Origin of the sequence: Bacillus sp. SN1, assembly GCF_002796895.1 — a bacterium.
GTDB classification, from domain to species: Bacteria; Bacillota; Bacilli; order Bacillales; family Bacillaceae; genus Bacillus; species Bacillus inaquosorum.
On sequence record NZ_PHIE01000004.1, the window covers coordinates 174,162 to 199,709 of the forward strand.

Sequence of the window (25,548 nt, forward strand, 5' to 3'; positions counted from 1 at the left end):
GGTTTCGTCTTCACTTAAAATCCTCTGTAAACGTACGGATCATCAGGCTTTTTAATGGTGCTCCAGTCAGTCACTTTCACAACAGGGAGCGTTGATTTGAATGGCTGATAATATTCTGAGGCCAGCGTGCCCTTAATTTGAATCCATTCATCATCCTTGATGTTCATGTCCTTCGGAAACTCCACAAGCATCCCGTACACGCCGGAATCAGCGATACAGTGAATGATGCCAAACCTCAATACGAAAAGCTGATTTTTGTTAATCGCGTTTCCTTTGTACGCAAATCCATGAAATTCAATCGTCCGTCCGAGAAATTCACCCGGATAGTTATATATCGTTTCCATTCCTTTTAGAAAATCATCATCGGTCAGAGAAATCTCTTTCTTGCTGGAATACTTATTAAACAGCTGTTTCATCTGTTTGTCATAGCTGTCTTGCGCGTAATAAAGGCTGGCATCAGGCCGCAAATACTGTGTTTGGGAGTAATGATCCCCGCTCTCCATCGCTTTAAACGAGAACCCTTTTGTTTTAACAATGGATGAGTCAAGCGTCGCAATCGGGAAGAAGATGCCCGACACCAAAGGAAAAAGAAAAACAAGATAAATCAAATAACGCTGATAAAATGGCTTGTTTTGTTCATGTTCGTGATCATGGCCGCACCCGCAATCATGATCATGGTGATGCCCGCCTTTTTCAGGCGACTTGATAAATACATATGCTTGAACGACTGTCAGAATAGCCAGCAGGAAGATCGCAATAAAGGAAAGATAGGCATATTTCATATTGATATATTTTGTTAGATTTCCTGAGGCATGCAGATGATAAAAGAAAAACGTAAATCCCATCAGCACCAATAGACGAAACATCCAATCACCCCTTTACCAGTAGTGATCCCACTAAGACAATCACGACAATGTACGTAATCAGCAGGAAAACAAATCGTTTTTTGAAGGCTGCAAGCATCATCAATAGATTCTTAATATCCACCATCGCGCCAAAGACGAGAAAGGCGATTAACGATCCTAATGAAAATGTGCTGCTGAAGGAAGATGCAATGAACGCATCGACCTCTGAACAAAGCGACAAGACAAACGCCAGTCCCATCATCACGAGGGAAGAGGATACATCATTCTGCCCGATCGCAAGCAGAGTGGATGTTTTGACATACGTCTGCATAGCAGCAGCGATAAAGGCGCCGATAATTAAATATTTCCCAACGGAGAAAAATTCATCAATGGCGTGACGTAAGGTCCCTCCCAGCTTTTGAAGCAGGGTGTGATGATGATGATGGTGATGCCCGGGTTCATCAGGCTTTAAAAGCTGATTATCCTTAAATTGATAGGATAAGATGATCCCAATGATCACCGAAACGGCGAGCGCCAGTCCGCCTCGGTAAAAGACAACGCTCCATCTATTCCCAAACGCAATATAAGTGGAAAATAAAACGATAGGGTTAATGATAGGCGCGGTCAGCATGAAAGCGACGCCCGCATGCAGAGGAACCCCCTTTAACAGGAGCCGCCTCGTAATCGGGATGATGCCGCATTCGCAGGCGGGAAACAAAACGCCGGCCAGCGCACCGAATAAAACGGCGAGAAAGCGGTTTTTCGGCATGATTCTCGCAATCATTTCTTCAGAAACAAACATTTGAATGATTCCGGAAAGTATGACGCCAATCAGAATAAACGGAATGGCTTCTATTAAAATGCTGATAAAAATAGAATTCAGCTGAAGAAAAGATGATTGTGCTGTCACAATAAAACCTCCGCTCATGTTAAGCTGCCTCTTATGTTAGCAGAAAAAAGGCACTGTTTGTTTGACGGAGGAGGGGAAAGGATTGTTTCACCTTGTTTAGGATTCCAAAAATTCGAGTATGATTCTGTCTGTTTCAGCAGCTTCTTTCCCAAGCCAAATCAAGTGCCCCCATGAGTGAATCAAACAGAGAGCGGCGTCAGGAATGTGTTCTTTTGCATGATGTGCATGTGACGAGTCGACAAATCCATCGTAAACGCTTTGCATAATCAGTACGGGGCATGTAATGGCCTGCAGCTCTTTTGAAGAGACAGCGGAGGTTTGTGGCAAGTCGAGCAGAAATCCTTCACCTGAGCGCTGCCTGCTGTTCATTTTTCGAAATGCTTCTATGTCTTTTTCATCCATCATGGACTTGATTCGCTGAAACGAAAGCGTGCTGAATTGCGGACTCATGGCTCGAAACATCAAACGCGGGAAGGCATTATTCAGAGAAGAAGTCAGCTTCCACAGCCACTTTTCCACCGGCGGGCGGAAGAGGATTCTCCCAACTTTGTATTCCGTTTCTTGAGGGGTGAGCCATTCTTTGGTGACCGCGGATTGCAGGGTCAGAGTGTTTGTCCTTTCTGGATAATGTGAGGCAAAGTATATGCCGCTCGGGCCGCCTGCTGAGATGGCAATCACATGGACGCTGTCGATTTGTAAATGATCTAATAGCTTCACATAGAAACGGCAGGCGTCGGCAAGACTTTTTCCAATCTCTTTTGATGTTCGTCCGTAGCCGGGCCTTGAAGGCGTGATGATGGAGTACCCATGCTCGACCAGCGACGTGTACCCGAATTCCTCGTAACAATTTGAATGCCCGCCATGCATGACAATAATGTGGGCTCCCTTGCCTGTCACAGAATATTCTAGTGTATGTCCATCGAAAGTGATCGTTCCGACTCGTCTTTTCATCTGTTTCTCCCATGTGTTTTCTGCCTATTATAGGGTTTTCAACAATTTACCACAAGAAGAAGAAATGAATAAACAAAGGCACGTAAAATATGATATACTTTTTATTGATATTCATTCTCAATTAAAATGATTTGATATAGATGTGTACGGGAGGCAGGACGGATGGCTGAGAATCAAGAGGTATATGACGTTACGATTATAGGCGGAGGGCCGATCGGGCTGTTTACGGCTTTTTACTGCGGGATGCGGGAGCTGAAAACAAAAGTAATCGAATTTTTGCCGCGGCTTGGAGGGAAGGTGTCTTTATTCTTTCCTGAGAAAATCATTCGCGATATCGGCGGAATACCGGGGATTGCGGGAAAGCAGCTGATCGAGCAGCTGAAGGAGCAGGCGGCGACGTTTGACCCTGACATCGTGCTGAATCAGCGTGTGAGCGGCTTTGAACGCCTGAATGACGGCACCATTGTGCTGACAGGTTCTGAAGGCGAAAAGCACTATACAAAAACGGTGATTTTGGCTTGTGGCATGGGGACACTTGAGGTCAATGAGTTTGACAGTGAGGATGCGACCCGGTACGCGGGCAAAAATCTTCATTACGGGGTGGAGAAGCTTGATGCGTTTAAAGGCAAGCGGGTCGTAATATCAGGCGGCGGAGATACTGCGGTTGATTGGGCCAATGAGCTGGAACCGATTGCGGCGTCTGTGACTGTCGTTCACCGGCGCGAGGAATTTGGCGGAATGGAAAGCAGCGTGACAAAAATGAAACAATCATCGGTACGGGTGCTTACTCCCTATAGGCTGGAGCAGCTGAGCGGCAATGATGAGCGAATCCAAAGCGTGACGATTTGTCATACTGAGTCTGGCCAGAGGGAAGACGTAGAGGTTGATGAGTTGATCATTAATCATGGGTTCAAAATTGATCTCGGGCCGATGAAGGAGTGGGGGCTGGAGATTGAAGAAGGCAGGGTGAAAGCTGACAGACATATGCGGACGAATCTTCCGGGCGTGTTTGTAGCGGGTGATGCGGCTTTTTATGAAAGCAAGCTGAGATTGATTGCCGGCGGCTTTACGGAAGGCCCGACAGCGGTCAACAGCGCAAAGGCTTATTTGGACCCTAAGGCCGAGAATATGGCGATGTATTCAACCCATCACAAAAAATTGGTGCATAAATAAAACAGCCCTTGAGAAAAGGGCTGCTTGCAATCAGCTGTGAAGGAGCTTTTTTTTCGCCTGTTGATTCTGAATGAGAGCAAACAATTCCTCCTGTTCTTGGACAGCTGTGAATCCATAAGCGCCGGCAGCTGAGTCATCGCCTATGCAGACGATGGGAGGTCGGCTTGCTGACGGTTCCGGCGAGATGCCAATTTGTTCTCCTGCGCTGATCAATTGCTGAACGGATGGTTTGCTCGGACAAATGATCATGTGAAGCGGTGATTCACTGATGGTTCGCTGAATCATGTGGGTAAACCGGTCATCTATGACGTTTTCATGGGTGATATAAAACGAACATGACTCATGCTTCTGGATGTTTTCCACTGCATGGCGGCTCCCGACAACAAGACGTTTTTCAGATTCAGGCTGACTGGCGGAGACGCGAAAACCTCGTTTTTCAAGCTCTGTCTCTGCATGTTCAGATGCCGCACTCAGTCCGGCTGTCAGCTGGCGGATGTCGATTTTCTTGGAAGCAAGTGTTTGCAAAAATTCACAAACCGCGCGGCGCGATGTGAAAAAAATGTCTTCAAAGGTGCCGATCTTTTGAAGAATCTCTTCATTGACAGGCATGTTCTCTGTCCGCCATTTCGGCCATTCGATGACATCGGCACCGGAATCGCGCAGTTTGTCTGCAAGCGGGTCTTCATCTTCGCCATGAGTGACAACCATCATGTGCTGGCCGATGAGTGGTTTGCTTTCAAACCAGCTGTGTGTTTGGAAGTTGACGATATCTCCGATGACGATAATCGCAGGGTTTGTGATCTGGTGTTCCTGAACTTTTTGCTGAATGTTCTCGAGCGATCCTTTCACACTCCGCTGTCGGCCCCACGTTCCCCATTGGACCACAATGACAGGGACGGAAGGAGATTTTCCGTACGCAATGAGCTGCTGGCAAATATAAGGTAAATTCTTGACGCCCATGTAAAAGACAAGGGTTTGAACGCTCCGGGCAAGCCCTTCCCAGTCAAGATTCGGCGTGCCTTTTAATGATTTATCATGCGCCGTAATCATGGCAAAAGACGATGCGAAATCCCGGTGCGTGACAGGGATGCCCGCATATAGCGGCGCTGCAATTCCAGAGGTGATCCCCGGCACCATTTCATAGCGGATGCCGTGCTCATGGAGAGCATCTGCTTCCTCGCCGACTCTTCCGAATACGCTCGGATCTCCGCCTTTTAAACGGACGACGGTTAACCCCTTTAATGCTTTTTGAACCAGCAGGGCGTTAATTTCTCTTTGTTTCATAAAATGGCGGTCTGGCAGTTTTCCGCAATAAATAAACTCGCAGTCCGGTGATGCAAATTCGAGCAGCTTCGGGTTGGCGAGCCGATCATATAAAATGACATCTGCTTCCTCCAGCGCCTGTTTTCCTTTGATGGTGAGCAGCCCTGGATCGCCGGGGCCGGCTCCCACGAAATATACGATTCCGTTCTTCATGATCATGTCATCCTTCCGTCACTGTAAAAAATGAAGGATCACTTGAAAAGTGATCCGGTCTTTTAATCAATATACAAGATAAACATGTTCTCCTTCGATCAGCGTTTCGTATGTTTTGACGCATCCGTGATCAGGTTCTTGGACAATTCCGTCTTCTAAGGAGATTTTCCAGTCGTGCATCGGGCAGAAAACATATTCGCCGCTCACGATGCCTTCTGCCAGAACGCCGCCCTTATGCGGACAGCGGTTTTCGATGGCGCGGATGCTTCCATTTGAAAGCTTGAAGACTGCAAGCTCCTTATCTTCAATATACACTGTTTTGCCTAATTGTTCAGGCAATTCTCCAATTTTTCCGATACATACTTTTGTTACGTCTTTGTTCACCATGTCCGTTCCTCCTCAATGTTTTTTTGTCATTATGATGTCGTCACGACATTTTCAAATAATTCTTTAGAGGTTTGTTTGTTTTCCAGGAAATTCTTCCAAGGATCCTTGTGGACAGAGAGTGTTTCATTCATTCGGTCGTTCAGCTCCTGCCGTTTTTCCGGATCGTTTAACACGGATTGGACATGGGATAAACCGACGCGCTCAAGCCATGCGGAAGTACGCTCCAGATAGTTTGCGGTTTCCCGGTAATATTGCAGGTAAGCGCCTGCGTATTCTAAGACTTCTTCATTTGTTTTCACCTTCATCAGCAAATCACCGGCGCGCAAATGGGTTCCGCCGTTCCCGCCGACGTAAAGCTCCCAGCCTCCGTCAATGCCGACAACGCCAAGGTCCTTAATGCCGGATTCCGCACAGTTCCGCGGGCAGGCAGACACGGCCATTTTGACTTTATGAGGCGTGTTCAGCCCTTCGAATTTTTTCTCAAGCGCAATGCCCAGTGCCATGGAGTCTTGTGTGCCGAAACGGCAGAATTGCTCGCCTACGCACGTTTTTACTGTGCGGAGTGTCTTTCCGTACGCGTAGCCTGATGGCATATCAAGATCTTCCCATACCTTCGGAAGGTCTTCTTTTTTCACGCCGATGAGATCAATTCGCTGGCCGCCGGTCATTTTCACGAGCGGGATCTCATATTTGTCGACGACATCTGCGATCTTGCGCAAATCTGTGGAGTTGGTCACGCCGCCGTACATCCGAGGAACGACTGAGTATGTTCCGTCTTTTTGAATATTGGCGTGCATTCGTTCATTAACAAAGCGGGATGTCCGTTCATCCTCGTATTTGGTTGGATTGATCATGCCTAGGTAGTAGTTCAGAGCCGGCCGGCATTTGGAACAGCCTTCTGGCGTTTTCCAGCCGAGCACATTCATGATTTCTCTTGTATGTGACAGCCCTTTGGCTTTGATTTCTTCTACGACTTCATCTCTTGACAATGTGGTGCAGCCGCAAATCGCTTCTTTTTGCGCTGACGCATCAAAGTCTGATCCGAGCGTATGCTGGAGGATTTCTTCTACGAGCGGCTTACAGCCTCCGCATGAGCGGGATGCACCGGTGCATGCTTTGATCTCGTCCGTTGACGAGCAGCCCTTTTCCTGTATGGCTTGAATAATGTCGCCTTTTGACACGCCGTTGCAGCCGCAGATGATTTCATCGTCGCTCATCGCTGCGGTAATGCTTGTGCCTGCTTCTTGGTTGAGAGGCTGTAAGATTGATATTTTAGAGGTTTCAGAGATATCGGCTTCTTTTTGAATCATAGAAAACAGGCGGTTGCCCTCGCTGCTGTCGCCGAATAAAACAGCACCGACAATTTGGTTGCCTCTCAGGACGATTTTTTTATAGATGCCGTCCTGCTCATCGAATACTTTAATCGCTTTTTTGTCCTCTGATTCATCAAAGTCACCGGCAGAGAAGACCTCGACACCTGATACTTTTAACTGAGTGGAGAGAACGGATCCTTCATACGGTTTTGTTTCGATGCCGCACATATGCTTCGCCAGCACTTTGGCCTGTTCATAGAGCGGCGCCACGAGCCCGTATGCGATTCCCCGGTGCTCAGCACATTCACCGACTGCATAAATGTGCGGGATTTCAGTTTGCATATAATCGTTGACAATGATTCCGCGGTTAACCGGAATGCCGCTTTCGGCTCCAAGTGCTGTATTCGGGCGGATGCCGACAGCCATGACAACTAAATCAGCTTCAATGCTTGTGCCGTCTTTGAATCGGACGCCTTCGACACGGTCATCACCGACAATTTCTTCGGTTTGCTTTTCAAGTAAAAAGGTCATTCCTTGTTTTTCTAACTCGTTTTGCAGCAGGCGTCCTGCTGTTGCATCAAGCTGGCGTTCCATCAGGAATGGCGCGAGATGGATGACGGATACCTCCATGCCGAGATTCAGCAATCCGCGAGCGGCTTCCAAACCGAGCAGGCCTCCGCCGATGACGGCTGCTTTTTTATATTGTTTTGACGCGGCGAGCATCGTGTCTGTATCTTTGATGTCCCGGAAAGCCGTGACGCCTTTTTTGTCTGCGCCCGGAATCGGAAGGATAAAAGGGACAGAGCCTGTCGCCAGGATCAATTCGTCGTAAGGCTGGATTCGGTCTGCGTCTGTGATGACCGTTTTGTTTTCTGTGTCCACTTTGATGACTGTTTCATTTGTATACAATTGAATATTGTTTTCTTCGTACCAGTCCCAATCATTTAACGTAATATCTTTGATGTCGGTATCGCCTTGAAGCACTTTTGACAATAGGATTCGGTTGTAGTTGGGATGCGGTTCGGAACCGAAAATTGTGATCTGAAATTCATCTTTTGCAACACTCAATATCTCTTCAATGGCCCTTACCCCGGCCATTCCATTTCCAACAAGGACTAGCTGTTTTTTTCCCATCAGATGATCCGCTCCTTATCAATGTTTTTTTCAGCGTAGCACAGCAAAAAGGAATATTTAAGATACATGTTATAAAATGTAACAAAATATACGAAAAGTTCTAAAAATTTTATGAAAAATTAAATAGGTTTGATTCGGACCGCGCATATCTTAAAACCGGGCATTTTACAGGCGGGATCTAAGGCTTCTCCGATTAAATCATTCACGTTTTGAGCATCTGCCCAATGGATGGGAACAAAAACGGTGTCTTTTCTGATTTGTTCCGATAATTTGCTGCGGACAGTGATGCTTCCCCTCGGGGATTCTATTTTTACGAGAACACGGTCTTCAATATGGAAGGACGCCGCTGTTTGCGGATGGATTTCCATAAATGATTCAAAATGTCTCGCGGCAAGGGCGGCGCTTTTTCTCGTTTGGACGCCTGTTAAGTAGTGAGACATGACCCTGCCTGTCGTTAAATACAGCGGATAATCGGCTGTCGGCTTCTCTTTTGGAACAGCCGGTTCGTTTGGAATCACACTTAATGCCGCTTTTTGGTCCGGATGTGCAAATGAGTCCGCAAACAAGCGCCCTGTTCCGGGGTGATCAGGTTCCGGACACGGCCAGTGAATGCCGCCTTCACGTCTGAGCCTGTCATATGTGATGCCTGAATAATCGGCAATCCCGCCTCGGCTTGCTTCTCTTAATTCATTAAAAATATCCTCTGCTGACGTGTAAGAAAAGTAACGGCCTTTCCCGAGAGCGGATGCGATCTTACAAATGATCTGCCAATCATGCTTTGCTTCTCCGGGGCACGGCCGGCTTGCTTCTCTTAATGTCACGCGGCCTTCGACATTTGTCATGGTGCCCTCATCTTCTAAGTAAGAGGAGGCGGGCAAAATCACATCTGCGTATGTTGCAGTTTCAGAAATAAACAAATCGATTGCGACAAAGAAAGTCAGTTTTCTTAAAGCTTTTTTCACGAGATTTGCATTTGGGCTGGAAACAGCAGGGTTGGAGCACATGAGGAACAGTCCTTTGATGTCACCGTCATTGATTTTTTCCATCATTTCATAGGCTGAGACACCTTTGCGCGGGAGTTCATCCTGATGGATACCCCACACTTTCGCAATATGCGCCCGGTGTTCTTCGTTTTCGATAGAACGGTAGCCTGGAAGCTGATCGGCCTTTTGGCCATGCTCTCTAGCGCCTTGCCCGTTGCCTTGTCCGGTAATCGCCCCGTAGCCCGAGTAAGGTTTGCCGATTTTTCCTGTGATCAGCACCATGTTTAAGAAGCCTTTCACAGCCGCTGTTCCATCGGTTTGCTGTTCGATCCCGCGGGCTGTAAACAGCATGCCGGACGTCTCCTTGGCAAACTTCACGGCGGCTTTTCGCATGTGCGCCAGCGGAACACTCGTCTGTTCGGCGATATCATTCAGGTTCAACGCATCAGTATGCTGCTTCAGCTCCTCGAATCCATTTGTTCGTGATTGAATAAAATCTTCGTTTGCTAGCTGTTCGTCGATGATGATTTTGACGAGACCGTTGGCAAGAGCGGCGTCTGTGCCGGGTTTGATTTTCAAATGAAGATCGGCGATTTTCGTTGTCGCTGTTTCACGGGGATCAATGGCAATGATGTAAGCTCCGTTTTCTTTCGCTTTTTCAAAATACGGCATAATCGTAGGCTGGCATTCCGCAATATTGGTGCCGGCCAGAATGATCACACGGGTGTGGGGAATGTCTGATAAGGGATTCGTTAAGCCTCTGTCCGCGCCGAAAGTTTGGTTGGCTGCTGTGGCTGCTGCGGACATACAAAGTCTCCCGTTGTAGTCGATGTATTTTGTCTGTAAGCCTACCCGCGCGAACTTCCCTAACAAGTACGCCTCTTCATTCGTAATCGAGGCGCTTCCGTATACAGCCATGGCGTCATGTCCGTGTTCAGTTTGGACCATTGTCACTTGGTCTTTGATATGATTCAGTGCTTCTTCCCAGGAAACAGGCATAAACTCGCCGTTTTTCTTCAGCAGCGGCCGGGTGATGCGGGAAGAGTTCAGGGCATGCTGGTGGGCGTTCATGCCCTTCATGCATAACCGGCCCTGTGTCGTAGGATTATCAATCCCGATTGCTGTGTACTTTTTCCGTGTAACGATGGTTTGTTCCACGAGCTGCATTTTGCACTGCATGCTGCAAAACGGGCATTGGGTGTCATACGTTTTTTCTGATTGGATGTCTTGCTGTTTCTCGCGGAAATATCTAAGCAGTCGTTCAGTCAAAATGCCTCATCCTTTCTTATGTGCGCCTGCCTCTATAGGCGGGTTTTGAATCAGTGACAGGTCTGTTTGGAGGCTTTCCAGCAGCTGTGTCCTTAGATCCTCTTCAAATAGCACTTCTCTGATATGCACGATCCCGAGACGGTCCATCCACTGATGTACGGCTTCCTCGTAATGAGCCGTTTCACGATAATACTGGATCAGTCCTTTGATCATGCCGGCAGTGCTGTCTGCGTTGTCTGTCACGCAAAACAGGGCTCCGGTACGGGCATGAGTTCCCCGGACACCGGCGATGTAAATGTCCCAGCCAGCTTTCGTCCGAATCGCTCCGAAATCTTGTATGGCGGCATCGGTGCAGTCTGTTTCACATGATAAGCTGATAGAAATATAGGCGGGCATGGAAAGCATCACAAGATGTCTCTCGATCTGGGCTGCCAGCTGCTGAATCGATCGGTTTTGTCCGCATGTGCATGCTTTGACACTTTGCAGTGCGCGGCGGTGTTCATTGGAGCGAACGGGCACTTTCAGGTCTTTTTTGATGTTCGGGAGATCCGCAGGTTTGATCCCGGAAAGCTTCAGTCTTTGGCCGTGAGTGATGGATACGTCAGGGATGCTGTATGCCTCGATGATGTCAGCGATATTTCTTAGCTGCTCCGCGTTCGTTAGCCCGCCGTACATTTGCGGAACCAAGGTGTATGTATCTTCGGCGGCTGATTCAGGCTGAACAAAACCAGGGTGCAGCATTTCCAGGTAGTATTGAATCGCCGGGACACACTTGCTGCATCCGTTTTTCGTTTTCCAGCCAAGCTGGCTCATCGCTTCTGCCGGATCAGTGAATGGTCTGCGCTGAAGCTCAGCAATAATGTCGTCTTCCGTAAAATCGGTGCAGCCGCAAAACGCAGGTGTGCGGGCGGGCTCTGTATATTCGCCGCTGGTCATGTGCTTCAAAAGATCTTCAACGAGCGGCTTGCATCCTCCGCAGGAGCCGGATGCTTTGGTGCAGTGCTTGACTTCCTCAACAGTTGTTAAGCCTTTCGTGTTCACCGCTTCTTCAATCCCGCCTTTTGTCACTGAGTTGCATTGGCAAATCGTTTCACTGGAGGGCATAGATTCAAATAATGTGCCGGTTTTCTCCGGTTCGATGATCTGCTTTTTGACAATGGAGATGTCTCTTTGTTTAAGCAGGCTGTCGAGAAATCGTTGCTTGTCACGTGTGTCTCCGAATAAAATAACGCCGGCCAGTTTGTCATCCTCAAAGAGTGCTTTTTTATAAATACCGGCTTGTTCATCGTAGATGTTGATGCTCGTCGTGCGTTCATCTTCGTGAATCTTTCCGGCTGACCACACATCAATTCCAGCTATTTTTAAAGCTGCAGATGGTGCTGAGCCTTGATATCCCTCACATGGAACGCCGCAAATATGTTTGGCGAGAACTTTTCCCTGCTCATAAAGCGGGGCTGCCAAACCATACACCATCCCGTTATGCTCGGCGCATTCCCCGACGGCATACACATTCGGTTCGCTCGTCTGCATGTAGTTATTCACGATGATCCCGCGGTTTACTGCAATTCCGGCTGATACAGCCAATTCAATATTCGGCCTCACGCCAGCCGCCATCACAATCAAGTCTGCTTTCAGTGAAGATCCGTCTTTAAAACGGATTCCGTCTGCCCGCGAGGTGCCAGAAATGGATACGGTGTCTTTCTCTAAAAGAAAGGTTAAGCCTTTTCGTTCCAGCTCCGTTTGCAGCAGCCGCGACGCCGTTTGATCGAGCTGTTTTTGCATGATGCCGGCGGAGTGGTGAATGACGTTGACATCCATGCCGAGATGATGTAAACCGACAGCAGCTTCCAGTCCTAATAAGCCGGCTCCGATCACCGCTGCCTTTTGATAGTATTCAGCCATGCTCATCAACGCCTGGCAGTCTTCTATTGTTCGAAATCCGTAGACGCCTTCTTTGTCTGCCCCGGGGATGGGGAGAATATGGGGGGAGGAGCCTGTTGCCACAATTAATTTGTCATAAGACAGCGTGCGCTTCCGATCCGTGATGACCAGCTGCTGATCTGTATCAATTTGGACAACCGTTTCGCCTGTGTAAAGGATAATCCCATGCTTGGCGTACCAATCCTGGCTGTTTAATGTAATATCATTGAGTGACGCCTCACCCTGCAATACAGAGGATAAGAGAATGCGATTATAGTTGGGATGCGGTTCGCTTCCGAAAATGACAATCTCGAACATTTGGCGATTTAGCTTTAATACTTCTTCAATACAGCGGATTCCGGCCATTCCGTTCCCTGCTAACACCAATCTTTGTTTCTTCATGTGCCAGACCTCCTTTGATTCTCCTATTAAAAATTATGTCACAACGCATTGTTAACGCATTAAACGTGTCACAAAAACTTACACATGTCTTTTCCAGAAAAAAATGGTCATATATTCTTAATTCAGAAAATTTAAAATAATTAAGGGTCAAGAAAGGGGAAACTTATGAAGCTGTCGGAACTGAAAACTAGCGGTCATCCACTCACTTTGCTCTGTTCCTTTTTATACTTTGATGTGAGTTTTATGATATGGGTTATGCTTGGGGCGCTGGGTGTTTATATTTCTCAGGATTTTGGCCTGTCTCCTTTTGAGAAAGGGCTTATCGTGGCTGTGCCGATTTTATCAGGATCTGTGTTTCGTATCATTTTAGGAATATTAACGGACAGAATTGGACCGAAAAAAACGGCGGTGATCGGGATGCTGGTGACAATGATTCCGCTGTTTTGGGGGACATTTGGCGGCCGGTCGCTGCCCGAGCTGTATGCCATCGGAATTCTGCTTGGCGTGGCGGGGGCAAGCTTTGCCGTTGCGCTGCCTATGGCAAGCCGTTGGTATCCGCCACATCTGCAGGGGCTTGCGATGGGGATCGCCGGCGCGGGGAACAGCGGCACCTTGTTTGCAACCCTGTTTGGCCCGCGTCTTGCAGAGCAGTTCGGCTGGCATATTGTCATGGGAATTGCGCTTATTCCTTTATTGATCGTCTTTGTTCTTTTTGTATCCATGGCAAAGGATTCACCTGCACAGCCGGCGCCGCAGCCGCTCAAAAACTATCTCCTTGTGTTCAGACAAAAGGAAACATGGTTTTTCTGCCTGCTGTACAGTGTCACATTCGGAGGATTTGTCGGGCTATCAAGCTTTTTATCTATTTTCTTTGTCGATCAATACCAGCTATCAAAAATTCACGCTGGTGATTTCGTTACATTATGTGTGGCGGCGGGGAGCTTTTTCCGGCCTGTCGGGGGCTGGATTTCGGATCGTGTCGGCGGCACGAAAGTTCTTTCTGTATTGTTTGTCATCGTGGCCCTGTGTATGGCCGGAGTCAGCAGCCTGCCGTCTCTTTCAATGGTCATCGTTCTTTTGTTTGTCGGAATGATGGGGCTCGGAATGGGGAACGGAGCCGTATTTCAGCTCGTACCGCAGCGCTTCCGCAAAGAAATCGGCATGGTGACGGGAATCGTCGGCGCGGCTGGCGGCATAGGAGGATTTTTCCTGCCGAACATCTTAGGATCGCTAAAACAGATGACAGGCACATATGCTATCGGTTTTATCACGTTTTCCTGTATCGCGCTGCTGGCGTTTGCGCTCGTGCTTGCCGCAGGCTATTACTGGAGAAAAAGCTGGAGCACGGAAAGCAGCCCCGCTGATGCTTAGGTTTTGACGGACACGCATTTGTGCGTGTCTTTTTTATTTTCTCTTGATTTTAATCGGTGAAGCGATCAAAATAAATAGTAATTATTACGATTTGTTAATGAGAGGAGTTTTCTGATTGAATCAACACACGCCGCTCCCGGGAAAACCGGAACGTCTTCAATACTTTGGGTCGGTCAGTCCGATAAAAGGCGAGAAACCTGTAGAAAAAGAGAAAATGAAGGATCTGCAAAATATCAGGAAGGATTATTTTTTTGACATTCAGCATGTAGGTGTCGCTAATGTATCCCATCCGGTCACAATCACTTCTGCTATGACACCTGCTGAGCAAACAACGGCTGCAAAATTTACAATGACTTGTGATTTGCGGAGAAATCAGAAGGGGATTAACATGAGCCGGTTAACAGAGCTTCTGCAAGTCTATCATCAAAACGGCTGGATTCTCTCATTTTCCTCACTTCAGCAATTTACGAAAGAGCTTGCGGAAAACATGGGCCAGTCCTCTGCTTCAGTCGAAGTGCGGTTTCCATGGTTTTTCGAACGGAAAAGCCCGAAGCTTGAGAAAGCGGGTCTGATGCATGCTGACATATTGATGTCTGTCACCTATCGCGAAGATCAGCCGTTTGAACAGCGTGCAGGCATTTCAGCGAAAGTAACGACTCTGTGCCCTTGCTCCAAGGAAATCAGTGAATACAGTGCCCATAATCAGAGGGGAACGGTCAGCATTTGGGCTGATATTCATCCGGCCGCATCGCTGCCAAGCGATTTTAAAGCCGATTTGCTTCACGCCGCAGAATCAAATGCCTCTGCGAAACTGCATCCGGTGCTGAAGCGCCCTGATGAAAAAGCCGTGACGGAAACGGCATATGAAAACCCGAGATTTGTTGAGGATCTCGCCCGGCTGATTGCCGCGGATTTGTATGAGCTTGAATGGGTGTCAGCCTTTGAGATTGAATGCCGCAATGAAGAATCGATTCATCTCCACGATGCCTGCGCGAAGCTGCGATTTTCGAAACAGGTGGATAGAATATGAAACGCTCATTATTAATTGTTGCAGTTCTTGTGCCGGCCAGCCTGCTGTCAGCGTGTTCTTATCATACGGAAGAACACGCAAGTTCAAATACGAAGAAAACGGACGAGCACATAACGGCCGCCCGAAAACCAGAAAAAACAAGCATTGATTGGACAAAGCCTTCAGGCGGTGAATACCCGGATATTAAGGAGAAGCATGTCTGGATTGATGTGGACGTGAAGGAACAGAAGGCTTACATCAAAGAAGGAAGCAAAACCATCTATACAATGATCGTCTCGTCAGGACTTGATCAAACAAAGGACGACGCTACGCCAAAGGGCACCTTTTATATAGAGCCTGAACGGGGAGAATGGTTTTTCTCCGAAGGATATCAGGAAGGAGCGGAATACTGGGTTTCATGGAAAAACCATGGCGAATTTCTATTTCACAGTGTGCCGATGACAAAGGATAAAAAAGTCATCGAAAAAGAGGCACAAAAACTTGGGGGGAAGGCATCTCACGGATGTATCAGGCTGACCATACCAGATGCAAAATGGATATATGAAAACATCCCTGAACATACAAAAGTTGTGATCAGCTGAACTAAAAAGCGGTTGACAAAAAGGAAAAAAGAACATACGATTTAAATCGTAACAATTACGTTTTGTAGAGAGGAGATTCTCCCATGTATAAATGGCTGATCATTGGCGGCGGCATCCAAGGCACAACCTTGGCTGTGCATCTGGTGAAAAGCAGAAAGGCATCGATTAAGGATCTTGCTGTCATTGATCCCCATGAACGGCCTCTTGAATGCTGGAAACGAAACACTGGCCGCATTCAGATGAAATACTTGCGCTCTCCATCGGTTCATCACGTGGACACAGAGCCGTTCAGTCTGCAAATGTATGCGGATAAAAGCCAATGGCCGGAAGTGTTCTTTGGAAGGTATAAGAGACCCTCGCTGTCGCTCTTCAATCAGCACTGCGAGGCTGTGCTGGATGAGATACATATTGAGCAAGCATGGAAAACAGGCACAGTGACAGATTTGAGAAGGACAAACGGGTTGTGGGAAGCGGAGACAGATGCCGCCGGAACAATTACGGGTGAACGAGTGGTTTTAGCCATGAGTTTTTCTCATCAGCCTTCATGGCCGGAGTGGGCAAAACCATTTCAGAATGACGGCATTTATCATGTGTTTGATAGAGATGTGGACGATGTAAGGAATGAAAGTGTGCAAATGGCAGTTGTAGGCGGGGGGATAACGGCGGCTCATTACGCCATAAAACTCGCAGATGACGGCCATGATGTCACGATGCTAGTGAGGCATCCGTTCCGAATCTATGACTTTGATAGTGATCCGGGCTGGCTTGGCCCGAAATATATGAAAGCATTCAGTAAAACGTCAGACTATCAAAAGAGAAGGCAATGGATCACAAGCGCGAGACATCGCGGCTCTTTTCCAAAGGACATTTCAAGAACGCTTGCTGTCTATAGGGAAGAGGGCAGAGTAAAAGTTATTCAGGATGGCATTGATTCTTGCCAAAAAACAGTTGACGGCAAGATACAGATACACGGTAAGAACAGCGAATCGCCATACGAATATGAGCGTATCGCACTGGCAACAGGTTTTACCTCTGACATCAGCCGGTTCGAGTGGGTACAGAGAGCAGCGCAAGCCGAGCAACTGCCTTATGCAGGCTGCGGTTTTCCGATTGTCGGCCAGGATTTGCAATGGGGAAAAGGATTATACGTAATGGGAGCCTTTGCTGAATTAGAAATCGGGCCGACAGCGAGAAATATTTCTGGAGCGCGAAAAGCTGCTTACACCATTGCACATACGGCGAGGCATACAATTTAAATCGTAATCATTCTATTTTATAAGGAGGACATTACCATGAAAAAAATTCCGGTTACCGTACTGAGCGGTTATCTTGGAGCGGGAAAAACAACATTGCTGAACAGCATTTTGCAAAATCGCGAAGGCTTAAAAATAGCAGTCATCGTCAACGATATGAGCGAGGTGAACATTGACGCGGGCTTGGTTAAGCAGGAAGGAGGCCTTTCCAGAACAGATGAAAAGCTTGTGGAAATGTCAAACGGCTGTATTTGCTGTACGCTTCGTGAAGATTTATTAATTGAAGTCGAGAAGCTGGCAAAAGAAGGACGGTTTGATTATATCGTAATCGAATCAACGGGAATCAGCGAACCGATTCCGGTGGCCCAGACTTTTTCTTATATCGATGAAGAGATGGGAATCGACCTTACAAAATTCTGTCAGTTGGATACGATGGTGACAGTGGTTGATGCCAACCGTTTTTGGCATGATTATCAGTCAGGCGATAGCCTTCTGGACCGCAAAGAAGCACTGGGGGAAGGGGATGAAAGAGAAATTGCCGACCTCTTGATCGATCAAATCGAGTTTTGCGATGTTCTGATCTTAAATAAATGTGATTTGGTCAGCGAGCAAGAGCTCGAACAGCTTGAAAAAGTGCTTCGCACACTGCAGCCAAGGGCCAAATTCATTCGTTCGGTCAAAGGAAATGTAAAACCCCAGGAGATTTTACATACAGGGTTATTTAACTTCGAGGAAGCGAGTGGATCTGCCGGCTGGATTCAAGAACTGACCGCAGGCCATGCGGAACACACCCCGGAAACAGAAGAATACGGCATCTCTTCATTTGTGTATAAGAGACGTTTGCCGTTTCATTCTACACGGTTTTATCGCTGGATGGATCAAATGCCAAAGAACGTGGTTCGCGCAAAAGGAATCGTCTGGTGCGCATCTCATAACAACCTCGCTTTGCTGATGTCGCAAGCCGGGCCGTCGGTTACGATTGAGCCTGTATCCTATTGGGTGGCGGCGCTGCCTAAGCTTGAGCAGGAGCAAGTCAAACAGCAGGAACCGGAAATTTTGGAGGACTGGGATCCAGAATTCGGCGACCGCCTGACACAGCTGGTGTTTATCGGAACAGACTTGGATGAAGACGCAATCACGAAAGAGCTTGATCAATGCCTGCTGACTGAGTATGAATTTGATTCCGACTGGTCGCTGTTTGAGGACCCGTTTAAATGGAAGCTGAATCAATAGAAAAAAAGCCGTCTCCTGCGGAGCGGCTTTTTTTAATGAAACGTTTGTTTAAACATAATGAGCGTATTTTTTCTCAAGGATATTCTGAAAAGCCGCGGCAATTGAGCAAATGGCCCAATAAATGAGAGCGGTCAGAATATACATGGTCATGTAATCAAACTCTCTGCCTCCGATGATTTTCGCATGCTGGAGCAATTCCGGCACTGTAATCATCGCAGCGAGAGAGGACGCTTTGATTAAGTCGAGCAATACATTGGCAAGCGGAGGCAGCGCAATACGGATCGACTGCGGCAAAATGATGCCCCTCATCGTCTGCCAATAGGAAAGGCCGAGCGAGGATGCGGCTTCCCACTGTCCTTTTTCAACGGATGAAATGGCTGAACGGTTAATTTCCGCAATGTAGGCGGCGCTGTTAAGGCTAAAGCCGATTAAAGCGGCCGTGACGGCGGAAAATTCAATGCCGATGTAAGGAAATCCGAAATAAAGGATAAACAAGATCACCAAAATCGGAACGCCCCGCATAAATGAAATATAGAGCTTCGCCGGCCATCTTAACAAGGCAAGCTGAGACATTCTGGCGAGTGATATGAACAGGCCGATCACCGTTCCCGCAAACATGCTCACAAAAGAGATGAGCAGCGTATACCCAATGCCTCTTATGACATAAGGAAACGATTCAATTGCCAGCTTTGTGTTGAAAATATATTCCCACTGAATGCTATTTATCATGGCGTCCGATTACAAATCAACGTCCTGAACGTCGACATCCAGTTTCTTTGATACATCTGCTTTATTGAAGAATTGTTTCGACAGCTTAGTCAAAGTGCCATCCTTGCTCATTTCTTTCAGTGTTTCGTTCATCTTTTTCTGAAGTGCTGCATTGCTTTTTTTCATGACAAGTGCCTGTTTGTTCGGCATGTACTTGATGTCAGGGTGGATCGTAATGTTGAGATCCGGGAATGCTGCGAGCGCAAGTGTCTGCAGGTAATAGTCGTTTAAAATGACATCAGTGCGTCCGTTGGCGACATCTTTTAAATACTGTTCGTTGGTCGCATTATCATAAATCACTTCTTTGGCGCCGTATTTTCTCGCAACATCCATGTAAACTGTCGTTGCCGCGCCAGCCGCTTTCTTCCCTTTTAAATCTTTAAGCGTTTTAATCCCTGATAAATCGTCTTTTCGGACGATTGCTGTGCCGTATGAATATTTATATGGAGTGGAAAATGCGAACTTCTTCTCGCGGTCCTTTGTCACATCGATGTCATTTGCGGCTGCGTCAACCTGGCCGCTGTTCACCGCTGTCAGCATCCCGTCAATACCCATCTCCTTGAACTCAACCTTCAACCCCAGGCGTTTTGCCGCTTCACGAACGACTTCAACCTCGTAGCCTGTCAGCTTATCGGAACCAGAATCGGTATCGTGGTAAGAAGTAGGATAAAGCGTGCCGGATGTAGCGACAACGATTTTCCCTTTGTCTTTGATCTGTTCCCAGCCTGTATCCTTGGAATCGGCTTCATTTTTGCCGGAACAGGCTGCCAATATAAGAAAGAAAGCCATTGTAAAACTGAATATAACGGCTTTGGATTGCATGAATGATTTCACCTTTGTTTCCCCCAATCTGTTAATCAACTAAAAAGATAGCATTGAACATAAGGGGTTGCAATATGTTGATGACGTTTTCAAAAAGTTCGAATTGTGTGTACAAAAGCGTGTGGCGGTTTAAAAGCTGCTATGAAGGGAAGGAGTGATAAAAGGAGTTGTCCAGGGATGTAAGCACTGACACACCAAGGGAAAGAGCAAGTGAAAGGGATGGATGTAGCAGGCCCCGAAATTAGCCAATGCTGTATAAAATGGTGAAGAAGCATGTAGTTGATCTTCTGCATAATTTAAGTCTTGCTGATGTCCCTAAGGCATATGATATATTCGATAAGAAAGAAAATGGAAACCATCAAAGCTATATTGAAAACATAATGGGGGAGTCAAATGAATATTTACAAACCAGCCGGATTCTGGATCAGACTGGGAGCTTCATTGCTGGATTACATTATTGTCTCGGTGCCTCTTTTGCTGATCTATTGGCTAATTACAGGAAAAGACCCGAATGACAGCATGTTCATTAGTTTGATTGTTCTGCTGTACTCTATTTTGCTGCCGGTGTTTTGGAACGGCTACCTTATCGGAAAAAGAATCCGCGGAATCAGAATCGTAAAAAAAAATTGATCACAGGTCAGCCTGTTAACGATGTTGTTGCGGGTTATTGTTGCCGGCCTGGTTACGGCATCACCTTCGGACTCGGCTTGATCGCCAGCCTGATTCTGATCGGCGTGCGAGAAGACAAACGAACACTGCATGATTTAATCGCGGGAACGTATGTCACTTACGCGTCACCGGGTGAAGAAGAACTTGAAAATGACGAACAGATCAGAAAGATCGCTCTTTTTATTTTGTATGCATAAAAAATGCAATGCAGCAAAACATATGAAAAATAGGATTGGAGGAATAAATTGGATGAAACGAATAAAAATCAATATCATCACAATGTTCATAGCCGCGGCTGTCATTTCTCTGACCGGCACAGCTGAAGCCGCTGAAAAACAGCAGCAGCCTCCCGCAAATGTTTCACTGACAGATCAGCAAAAGAAAGAAATTGAACAGCTGGAAGCAGACATACTAAAAAAGCGCAAAGACGTGATCTCAAAGTATGTGCAATACGGCGTCCTGCCTAAAGCAAGAGGAGAACACATCAAAAATCACATGGACAAACACTTTGAAATGATGAAACAAAACGGCTTTGTTCCAAAGCCCCATCCTCATGCGCATAAATTTGAAAAAAGGCATTAAGACGGTAAGCATCCAATGGAAATTGGGTGCTTTTGAGTTTTTTGTAAATGAAAATATTGGCTGAGCTGTTCCGCGACTAATATCGAGTTGATCTGAAACGCGTTTCATAGCCTATGATAGGTTTATCAATAGTTCAGGAGTGATAAACACTATGATCCACCAGCATCCAGAATCTTTTCCGAAACATTTTTTGTGGGGCTCTGCTTCGGCAGCGTACCAGATTGAAGGCGCTTGGAACGAAGATGGCAAAGGCCCTTCTGTATGGGACGTGTTTACGAAAATACCGGGCAAAACGTTCAAAGGAACTAATGGCGATATTGCGGTTGACCATTATCACCGTTATAAAGAAGATGTCGCTTTAATGGCTGAAATGGGCTTAAAAGCGTATCGATTTTCCGTCAGCTGGCCGCGGATTTTTCCAAAAGGAAAAGGGGAGGTCAATGAAGCAGGCCTTGCGTTTTACGATAACCTGATTGATGAATTGCTTTCTCATAACATCGAGCCTGTTCTGACTTTATATCACTGGGATTTGCCTCAGGCGCTTATGGACGAGTATGGCGGCTTTGAATCAAGAAATATCATCGAGGATTTTAATAACTATTGTATTACTCTTTATAAACGTTTTGGATACAGAGTAAAATATTGGGTTACATTAAACGAACAAAACTACAATTTTAATCACGGATTTATTACAGCCATGCATCCGCCTGGAGTGAAAGACAGAAAACGATTTTATGAAGCAAACCATATAGCGTTCCTGACTAATGCGAAGGCCATTGAATCTTTTAGGGAATATGTGCCTGAAGGCAAAATAGGTCCAAGCTTTGCTTATTCTCCGGCATATCCTTTATCTAGCCATCCAGAAGACATACTGGCTTTTGAAAATGCTGAAGAGTTTATGAACAATTGGTGGCTTGACATGTATTGCTGGGGAACCTACCCGCAAATTCCTTTCCGCTATTTAGAAAAACAGGGCTGGGCGCCGACAATCGAAGCGGGAGATATGGACCTGCTTGCCAAAGGGAAGCCTGATTTTGTAGGTGTCAATTATTATCAGACCATCACCTACGAACGAAATCCGCTTGATGGTGTGTCAGAAGGAAAAATGAATACAACAGGCCAAAAGGGGACCAACCAGGAAACAGGGATACCCGGAGTATTTAAAACGAAAAAAAATCCGCATCTGACAACGAGCAACTGGGATTGGACAATTGACCCAATTGGATTGCGTATCGGCCTTCGACGAATTACAAGCCGCTATCAGCTTCCAGTGTTTATCACAGAAAACGGTTTGGGTGAGTTTGATAAGGTTGAAGACGGCACTGTACAGGATGATTATCGAATTGATTATTTGCGTTCGCATCTTGAGCAATGCAGACAAGCCATCAGCGACGGTGTAGATTTGATAGGCTATTGCAGCTGGTCGTTTACTGATCTGTTAAGCTGGCTGAATGGCTACCAAAAAAGATACGGATTTGTATATGTCAATCGCGATGAAGAAAATACACATGATTTAAAACGTTTGAAGAAAAAAAGCTTTTATTGGTATCAGGATGTAATCAAGACGAATGGAGAAAGTTTATAAAGAGTCCCTGAGAGTCACTCTCTCAGGGCTTTTTCATTACACAGAAACAGCATCAATAATATAAGTGTCGGCGTGCAGATCTGACTTCTCAGCCGGCACAGTCCAGCATGTCAATTGATAGTCCCCTTTAGGAAGATCAAAGGACAGCCTTTTAGATATAATGCTTTCAATCTCAATTCCGTTTTCTGTGACATGAAAAGGAACAGTCACTTTTTTTTCGTAGGAGTTTACAGTTTCTGAACTGTTAAAGCGCAAAAGAATAAATGCCTTTGTATTTCTCTGAGCCTCAAAGGAAATTGCTCCGTCCGCCGCAGCATATCCTTTTTCAATCGCTTCGTCAGTCCAATCCATGACAGGAGGTGCGGAATCCTTTTGAAATACAGTAAATTGATGATATGAAATCGACAGTTCTTGCGGCTTCCATGACTTGATCAATGTGCTGTTCCTCCTCTTTTAACTGTTTACTGAATCGTGAATAAAACCTTTGTGCCGTCAGGGTAATCGGTAAGCTGATGCCCGACCCAAGAGCCTGCACCGCGGTTGTCAGCGGGAGAAATATATTCTATAGAAGCTCCCTCACCGCCTTCTTTGCACATGGCCATTGGCCATTCATCTCTGTCATACCCCGTTTTAGGCGGTACGTCTTTTAATGATTGCTCACGGCGTTCCTCAGCTCCGTCCCTGTCGATGGTACACACATCTGAGTGCCCCTCATTTATCGCATCCTTTATATGTTTTGCCGTTTCGGGATAACGGTCAGAAGGGAAGGCGATTGTTTCGTCATATTCTTTCGTTTGAGACGTTTTTTGATCAGCTGAGAAAAAGTCTCCCTTTATCAGGCTGACAGCTGCAGCTGCTATGACGACGATGACGAGAAGTATCGTTTTTATGATGTCCATCGTGATGTTCACCTCCCGCAATTAGCAACTTTAAAAACTGATCCAAGAGTAATCCAGAAAGCGTTTAGTGTAAAGGTTAAAATTTTATGTTTTACACTCAGTTTATTGCAGAAATCGTAATTTTAGCTGGTCGAAATATTTGTTTTCAGTAAAATACCGTTGCCAATTTACAATAATGATAGTAAGTCATCGGCCGTTTTCAGGTTGATCAATCATTTTAAATTGGCTTATGATACCGGTAAGCTCCTCAGCTAATTGAGATAGCGTTTCAGAAGCTGCAGTAATCTCTTCCATCGCAGCAAATTGCTCTTCTGTTAATGCAGCGGCCTGCCGGGTATTTTCTGTAGATTCTTTAATGTCAGCCGTATTGGCTGCAAAGGAATCGTTTATTTGATGCGCACTGGCTGAAATGTTTGATACAGATGCTGATAAATCACTGATCTCGGCACTGATTTCACCTGTTGCGGCTGCAATTTCCTTAAATGCATCTTTTGTGCGCTGGATCATGGTGACACCTTCGGCAGCCTCTGTTTTTACATGCTCAACTGACCTTGCAGATTGGTTCATATCTTTTTGTATCTCTGTAATTAATGTTGAAATCTGTCCTGCAGACTGTTGAGACTCTTCCGCTAATTTACGTACTTCATCGGCAACAACAGCAAAGCCTTTGCCATGTTCACCGGCTCTGGCAGCTTCAATCGCTGCATTCAGCGCAAGCAGGTTTGTCTGATCTGCAATTTGGGTGATGACGGATAAAATTTGTTCAATTTGTTTAGAGCGGCCGTCCAGCTGCTGTATGATTTCTCCGCTTTTCTGAATCGAATGGTTTATCGCATCCATTTGTGCCTGTACATCTGCAATTTCCTTTTGCCCGATGTCGGCTTTTGATTGCGCAAGCTGTCCTTTGTCAGCAATAGCAGCAGTATTTGAAGAAATATCTCGTATGTCTGCTGAAGCTTGTTTCAGCGAGCTTTCACTGTTTTCGATTCGGGTGATCTGATGCTGGGCTCCATTTGCAATGTGCTGTACAGCTTCTGTGATCTTTTCTGAAGCTTGATTTGTTTCCTCTGCTCCGGCTGAGAGCTGCTGGGAGGCTGACGCAAGCTGAAGGGCTGATTGCTGCACGGTTTGAATGGTATTGTTCAGTTTCATTCTCATCTTATTGTAATAGACGCTGAGTTCTGATAGCTCGTCACCGGATTTGTCTGATACCTCTATTGTCATATCTCCGTTTCCAGCACTTTCAAAGGCATATTTTAAAGCGTTGAGCCGCTTATTGATTCTTCTGGTGAAAAGCAGGACAAGGATGACTGATACAATAATGACGATAGCAAGAACGATAGCGAATTGAGTGAAGAGTGACTTGGTAAGCGATGCTAAAATGCTTTGATTGGCTCCGGTATACAGCATGCCGATGATGTCCCCGTTTTGATCTTTTAAAGGCATGTATGCCGTCTGATAAGAGGAGCCTGCCACGTCTGCTTGTCCGTAGAATCGTTTTCCGCTCTTTAAAACAGCGTCAATAACTTCAGAAGAAGCCTGAGTGCCGACAGCTCTTTCGCCGCTCTTCATGACATTGGTTGCAACACGAGTATCTCCTTGGAAAATGGTAACCGTATCACCTGTTTTTTCACCAAGCAGATCAACAATATCTTCATTTCCGTTGATTTGGATCTTACCTTTATACAGCTTATTGTTTTTTACCTGCCAGTCCCCTGAAATGACATCATCAATATAAGCGCTGCTTAAAGCGAGATCGCCTTTCGCTTTTTCAGTCGCCATTTGTTTCATGCTTTTTGTAATTTCCTTAAGCATTACAGTACCGACTGATACCGAAAACAAAAGAATAATCACGAAAACCATGCAGAGAATTTTTGTTCCTAGCTTAAGCTTTAGTTGTTTTATCAACATAATTCCTCCTTTTTGTGATTTGTAGGTCATATTACTTATCGGGTTTTTAGGTTTAAAGCTTTATTTAGAAAATAATAAAAC

The 25,548-nt window shown here is 46.2% G+C and carries 21 protein-coding genes and 1 pseudogene; 9 read left to right on the forward strand and 13 right to left on the reverse strand.

Features of this window, described 5'->3' with window-relative positions; translation table 11 throughout:
• Positions 1 to 14: 14 nt before the first annotated feature.
• The 3 genes from CVV77_RS15105 to CVV77_RS15115 all read right to left on the reverse strand — a co-directional run bounded on the left by CVV77_RS15105 (position 15) and on the right by CVV77_RS15115 (position 2,706).
• Positions 15 to 866: a TIGR03943 family putative permease subunit gene (locus CVV77_RS15105; protein ID WP_019257419.1), complete on the reverse strand. Its 852-nt coding sequence runs from the start codon at positions 864 to 866 to the stop codon at positions 15 to 17.
• Between the two features lie 4 nt (positions 867 to 870).
• Positions 871 to 1,755, reverse strand: a complete 885-nt coding sequence (locus CVV77_RS15110) for a permease (RefSeq protein WP_100275947.1) — start codon at positions 1,753 to 1,755, stop codon at positions 871 to 873.
• Between the two features lie 96 nt (positions 1,756 to 1,851).
• Positions 1,852 to 2,706 carry an alpha/beta fold hydrolase gene (locus CVV77_RS15115; RefSeq protein ID WP_100275792.1) on the reverse strand — a complete coding sequence of 285 codons (855 nt, stop codon included), beginning with the start codon at positions 2,704 to 2,706 and terminating at the stop codon, positions 1,852 to 1,854.
• 162 nt (positions 2,707 to 2,868) lie between these two features.
• Here CVV77_RS15115 and ffoR point away from each other — a divergent pair, with 162 nt between their 5' ends.
• A complete protein-coding gene (gene ffoR / locus CVV77_RS15120; RefSeq protein WP_100275793.1) occupies positions 2,869 to 3,879 on the forward strand; it encodes a ferredoxin--NADP(+) reductase in 1,011 nt (336 codons plus the stop codon).
• A gap of 30 nt (positions 3,880 to 3,909) precedes the next feature.
• On the opposite strand, the gene cobA is transcribed toward ffoR, so the two are convergent.
• The 5 genes from cobA to nirB form a co-directional block, all read right to left on the reverse strand.
• On the reverse strand, positions 3,910 to 5,361 hold the full coding sequence (gene cobA / locus CVV77_RS15125) for a uroporphyrinogen-III C-methyltransferase (RefSeq protein ID WP_100275794.1): 1,452 nt from the start codon (positions 5,359 to 5,361) through the stop codon (positions 3,910 to 3,912).
• Between the two features lie 60 nt (positions 5,362 to 5,421).
• Positions 5,422 to 5,742 (reverse strand): nitrite reductase small subunit NirD, encoded by a 321-nt coding sequence (gene nirD, locus CVV77_RS15130; protein ID WP_014662717.1) that lies wholly within the window; start codon positions 5,740 to 5,742, stop codon positions 5,422 to 5,424.
• A 29-nt stretch (positions 5,743 to 5,771) separates the two neighbouring features.
• Positions 5,772 to 8,189 (reverse strand): NADPH-nitrite reductase, encoded by a 2,418-nt coding sequence (nasD, locus tag CVV77_RS15135; RefSeq protein WP_019257424.1) that lies wholly within the window; start codon positions 8,187 to 8,189, stop codon positions 5,772 to 5,774.
• 119 nt (positions 8,190 to 8,308) lie between these two features.
• On the reverse strand, positions 8,309 to 10,441 hold the full coding sequence (gene nasC, locus CVV77_RS15140; RefSeq protein ID WP_100275795.1) for an assimilatory nitrate reductase catalytic subunit NasC: 2,133 nt from the start codon (positions 10,439 to 10,441) through the stop codon (positions 8,309 to 8,311).
• A 6-nt stretch (positions 10,442 to 10,447) separates the two neighbouring features.
• Positions 10,448 to 12,763: a nitrite reductase large subunit NirB gene (gene nirB, locus CVV77_RS15145; RefSeq protein ID WP_100275796.1), complete on the reverse strand. Its 2,316-nt coding sequence runs from the start codon at positions 12,761 to 12,763 to the stop codon at positions 10,448 to 10,450.
• Between the two features lie 165 nt (positions 12,764 to 12,928).
• On the opposite strand from nirB, the gene CVV77_RS15150 reads away from it, so the two are divergent.
• From CVV77_RS15150 to zinU, 5 genes are all read left to right on the forward strand, one after another.
• A complete protein-coding gene (locus CVV77_RS15150) occupies positions 12,929 to 14,134 on the forward strand; it encodes an MFS transporter (RefSeq protein ID WP_100275797.1) in 1,206 nt (401 codons plus the stop codon).
• A 115-nt stretch (positions 14,135 to 14,249) separates the two neighbouring features.
• Positions 14,250 to 15,164 carry a GTP cyclohydrolase FolE2 gene (folE2, locus tag CVV77_RS15155; protein ID WP_100275798.1) on the forward strand — a complete coding sequence of 305 codons (915 nt, stop codon included), beginning with the start codon at positions 14,250 to 14,252 and terminating at the stop codon, positions 15,162 to 15,164.
• Positions 15,161 to 15,745 carry a L,D-transpeptidase gene (locus CVV77_RS15160; RefSeq protein WP_088111569.1) on the forward strand — a complete coding sequence of 195 codons (585 nt, stop codon included), beginning with the start codon at positions 15,161 to 15,163 and terminating at the stop codon, positions 15,743 to 15,745. Before folE2 ends, CVV77_RS15160 begins: the two co-directional genes overlap by 4 nt.
• Positions 15,746 to 15,828: 83 nt before the next feature.
• Positions 15,829 to 17,001 carry an NAD(P)-binding domain-containing protein gene (locus CVV77_RS15165; RefSeq protein WP_100275799.1) on the forward strand — a complete coding sequence of 391 codons (1,173 nt, stop codon included), beginning with the start codon at positions 15,829 to 15,831 and terminating at the stop codon, positions 16,999 to 17,001.
• A gap of 36 nt (positions 17,002 to 17,037) precedes the next feature.
• Entirely contained in the window at positions 17,038 to 18,231 is a 1,194-nt protein-coding gene (zinU, locus tag CVV77_RS15170) for a zinc metallochaperone ZinU (protein WP_019257431.1), read from the forward strand.
• A gap of 48 nt (positions 18,232 to 18,279) precedes the next feature.
• Here zinU and CVV77_RS15175 read toward each other — a convergent pair whose 3' ends face one another.
• Positions 18,280 to 18,960, reverse strand: a complete 681-nt coding sequence (locus CVV77_RS15175; RefSeq protein WP_019257432.1) for an amino acid ABC transporter permease — start codon at positions 18,958 to 18,960, stop codon at positions 18,280 to 18,282.
• A gap of 9 nt (positions 18,961 to 18,969) precedes the next feature.
• Entirely contained in the window at positions 18,970 to 19,833 is an 864-nt protein-coding gene (locus CVV77_RS15180; RefSeq protein ID WP_100275800.1) for a transporter substrate-binding domain-containing protein, read from the reverse strand.
• Between the two features lie 381 nt (positions 19,834 to 20,214).
• Here CVV77_RS15180 and CVV77_RS15185 point away from each other — a divergent pair.
• The 3 genes and pseudogenes from CVV77_RS15185 (at position 20,215) to bglC (ending at position 22,657) form a co-directional block, all read left to right on the forward strand.
• Positions 20,215 to 20,687, forward strand: a pseudogene (locus CVV77_RS15185) (RDD family protein).
• 52 nt (positions 20,688 to 20,739) lie between these two features.
• Positions 20,740 to 21,072 carry a YckD family protein gene (locus tag CVV77_RS15190; protein WP_019257436.1) on the forward strand — a complete coding sequence of 111 codons (333 nt, stop codon included), beginning with the start codon at positions 20,740 to 20,742 and terminating at the stop codon, positions 21,070 to 21,072.
• Between the two features lie 151 nt (positions 21,073 to 21,223).
• Positions 21,224 to 22,657 carry a 6-phospho-beta-glucosidase gene (bglC, locus tag CVV77_RS15195; RefSeq protein ID WP_100275801.1) on the forward strand — a complete coding sequence of 478 codons (1,434 nt, stop codon included), beginning with the start codon at positions 21,224 to 21,226 and terminating at the stop codon, positions 22,655 to 22,657.
• A gap of 36 nt (positions 22,658 to 22,693) precedes the next feature.
• Here the strand turns inward: bglC and nin are convergent, their stop codons facing one another.
• From nin to tlpC, 3 genes are all read right to left on the reverse strand, one after another.
• The gene (gene nin / locus CVV77_RS15200; protein ID WP_100275802.1) at positions 22,694 to 23,092 is read right to left on the reverse strand and encodes a DNA-entry nuclease inhibitor; all 399 of its coding nucleotides are present in this window, start codon (positions 23,090 to 23,092) and stop codon (positions 22,694 to 22,696) included.
• Between the two features lie 26 nt (positions 23,093 to 23,118).
• Entirely contained in the window at positions 23,119 to 23,568 is a 450-nt protein-coding gene (nucA, locus tag CVV77_RS15205) for a DNA-entry nuclease (protein ID WP_142397320.1), read from the reverse strand.
• Between the two features lie 174 nt (positions 23,569 to 23,742).
• Positions 23,743 to 25,467 (reverse strand): methyl-accepting chemotaxis protein TlpC, encoded by a 1,725-nt coding sequence (gene tlpC, locus CVV77_RS15210; protein ID WP_100275803.1) that lies wholly within the window; start codon positions 25,465 to 25,467, stop codon positions 23,743 to 23,745.
• Positions 25,468 to 25,548 lie beyond the last annotated feature (81 nt).

Coding starts and splice junctions, on each gene's coding strand:
- CVV77_RS15105 (WP_019257419.1), bottom strand. CDS start 866: ATGTTTCGTCTATTGGTGCTGATGGGATTTACGTTTTTCTTTTATCAT.
- CVV77_RS15115 (WP_100275792.1), bottom strand. CDS start 2,706: ATGAAAAGACGAGTCGGAACGATCACTTTCGATGGACATACACTAGAA.
- ffoR (WP_100275793.1), top strand. CDS start 2,869: ATGGCTGAGAATCAAGAGGTATATGACGTTACGATTATAGGCGGAGGG.
- cobA (WP_100275794.1), bottom strand. CDS start 5,361: ATGATCATGAAGAACGGAATCGTATATTTCGTGGGAGCCGGCCCCGGC.
- nirD (WP_014662717.1), bottom strand. CDS start 5,742: ATGGTGAACAAAGACGTAACAAAAGTATGTATCGGAAAAATTGGAGAA.
- nasD (WP_019257424.1), bottom strand. CDS start 8,189: ATGGGAAAAAAACAGCTAGTCCTTGTTGGAAATGGAATGGCCGGGGTA.
- nirB (WP_100275796.1), bottom strand. CDS start 12,763: ATGAAGAAACAAAGATTGGTGTTAGCAGGGAACGGAATGGCCGGAATC.
- CVV77_RS15150 (WP_100275797.1), top strand. CDS start 12,929: ATGAAGCTGTCGGAACTGAAAACTAGCGGTCATCCACTCACTTTGCTC.
- CVV77_RS15160 (WP_088111569.1), top strand. CDS start 15,161: ATGAAACGCTCATTATTAATTGTTGCAGTTCTTGTGCCGGCCAGCCTG.
- CVV77_RS15165 (WP_100275799.1), top strand. CDS start 15,829: ATGTATAAATGGCTGATCATTGGCGGCGGCATCCAAGGCACAACCTTG.
- zinU (WP_019257431.1), top strand. CDS start 17,038: ATGAAAAAAATTCCGGTTACCGTACTGAGCGGTTATCTTGGAGCGGGA.
- CVV77_RS15175 (WP_019257432.1), bottom strand. CDS start 18,960: ATGATAAATAGCATTCAGTGGGAATATATTTTCAACACAAAGCTGGCA.
- CVV77_RS15190 (WP_019257436.1), top strand. CDS start 20,740: ATGAAACGAATAAAAATCAATATCATCACAATGTTCATAGCCGCGGCT.
- bglC (WP_100275801.1), top strand. CDS start 21,224: ATGATCCACCAGCATCCAGAATCTTTTCCGAAACATTTTTTGTGGGGC.
- tlpC (WP_100275803.1), bottom strand. CDS start 25,467: ATGTTGATAAAACAACTAAAGCTTAAGCTAGGAACAAAAATTCTCTGC.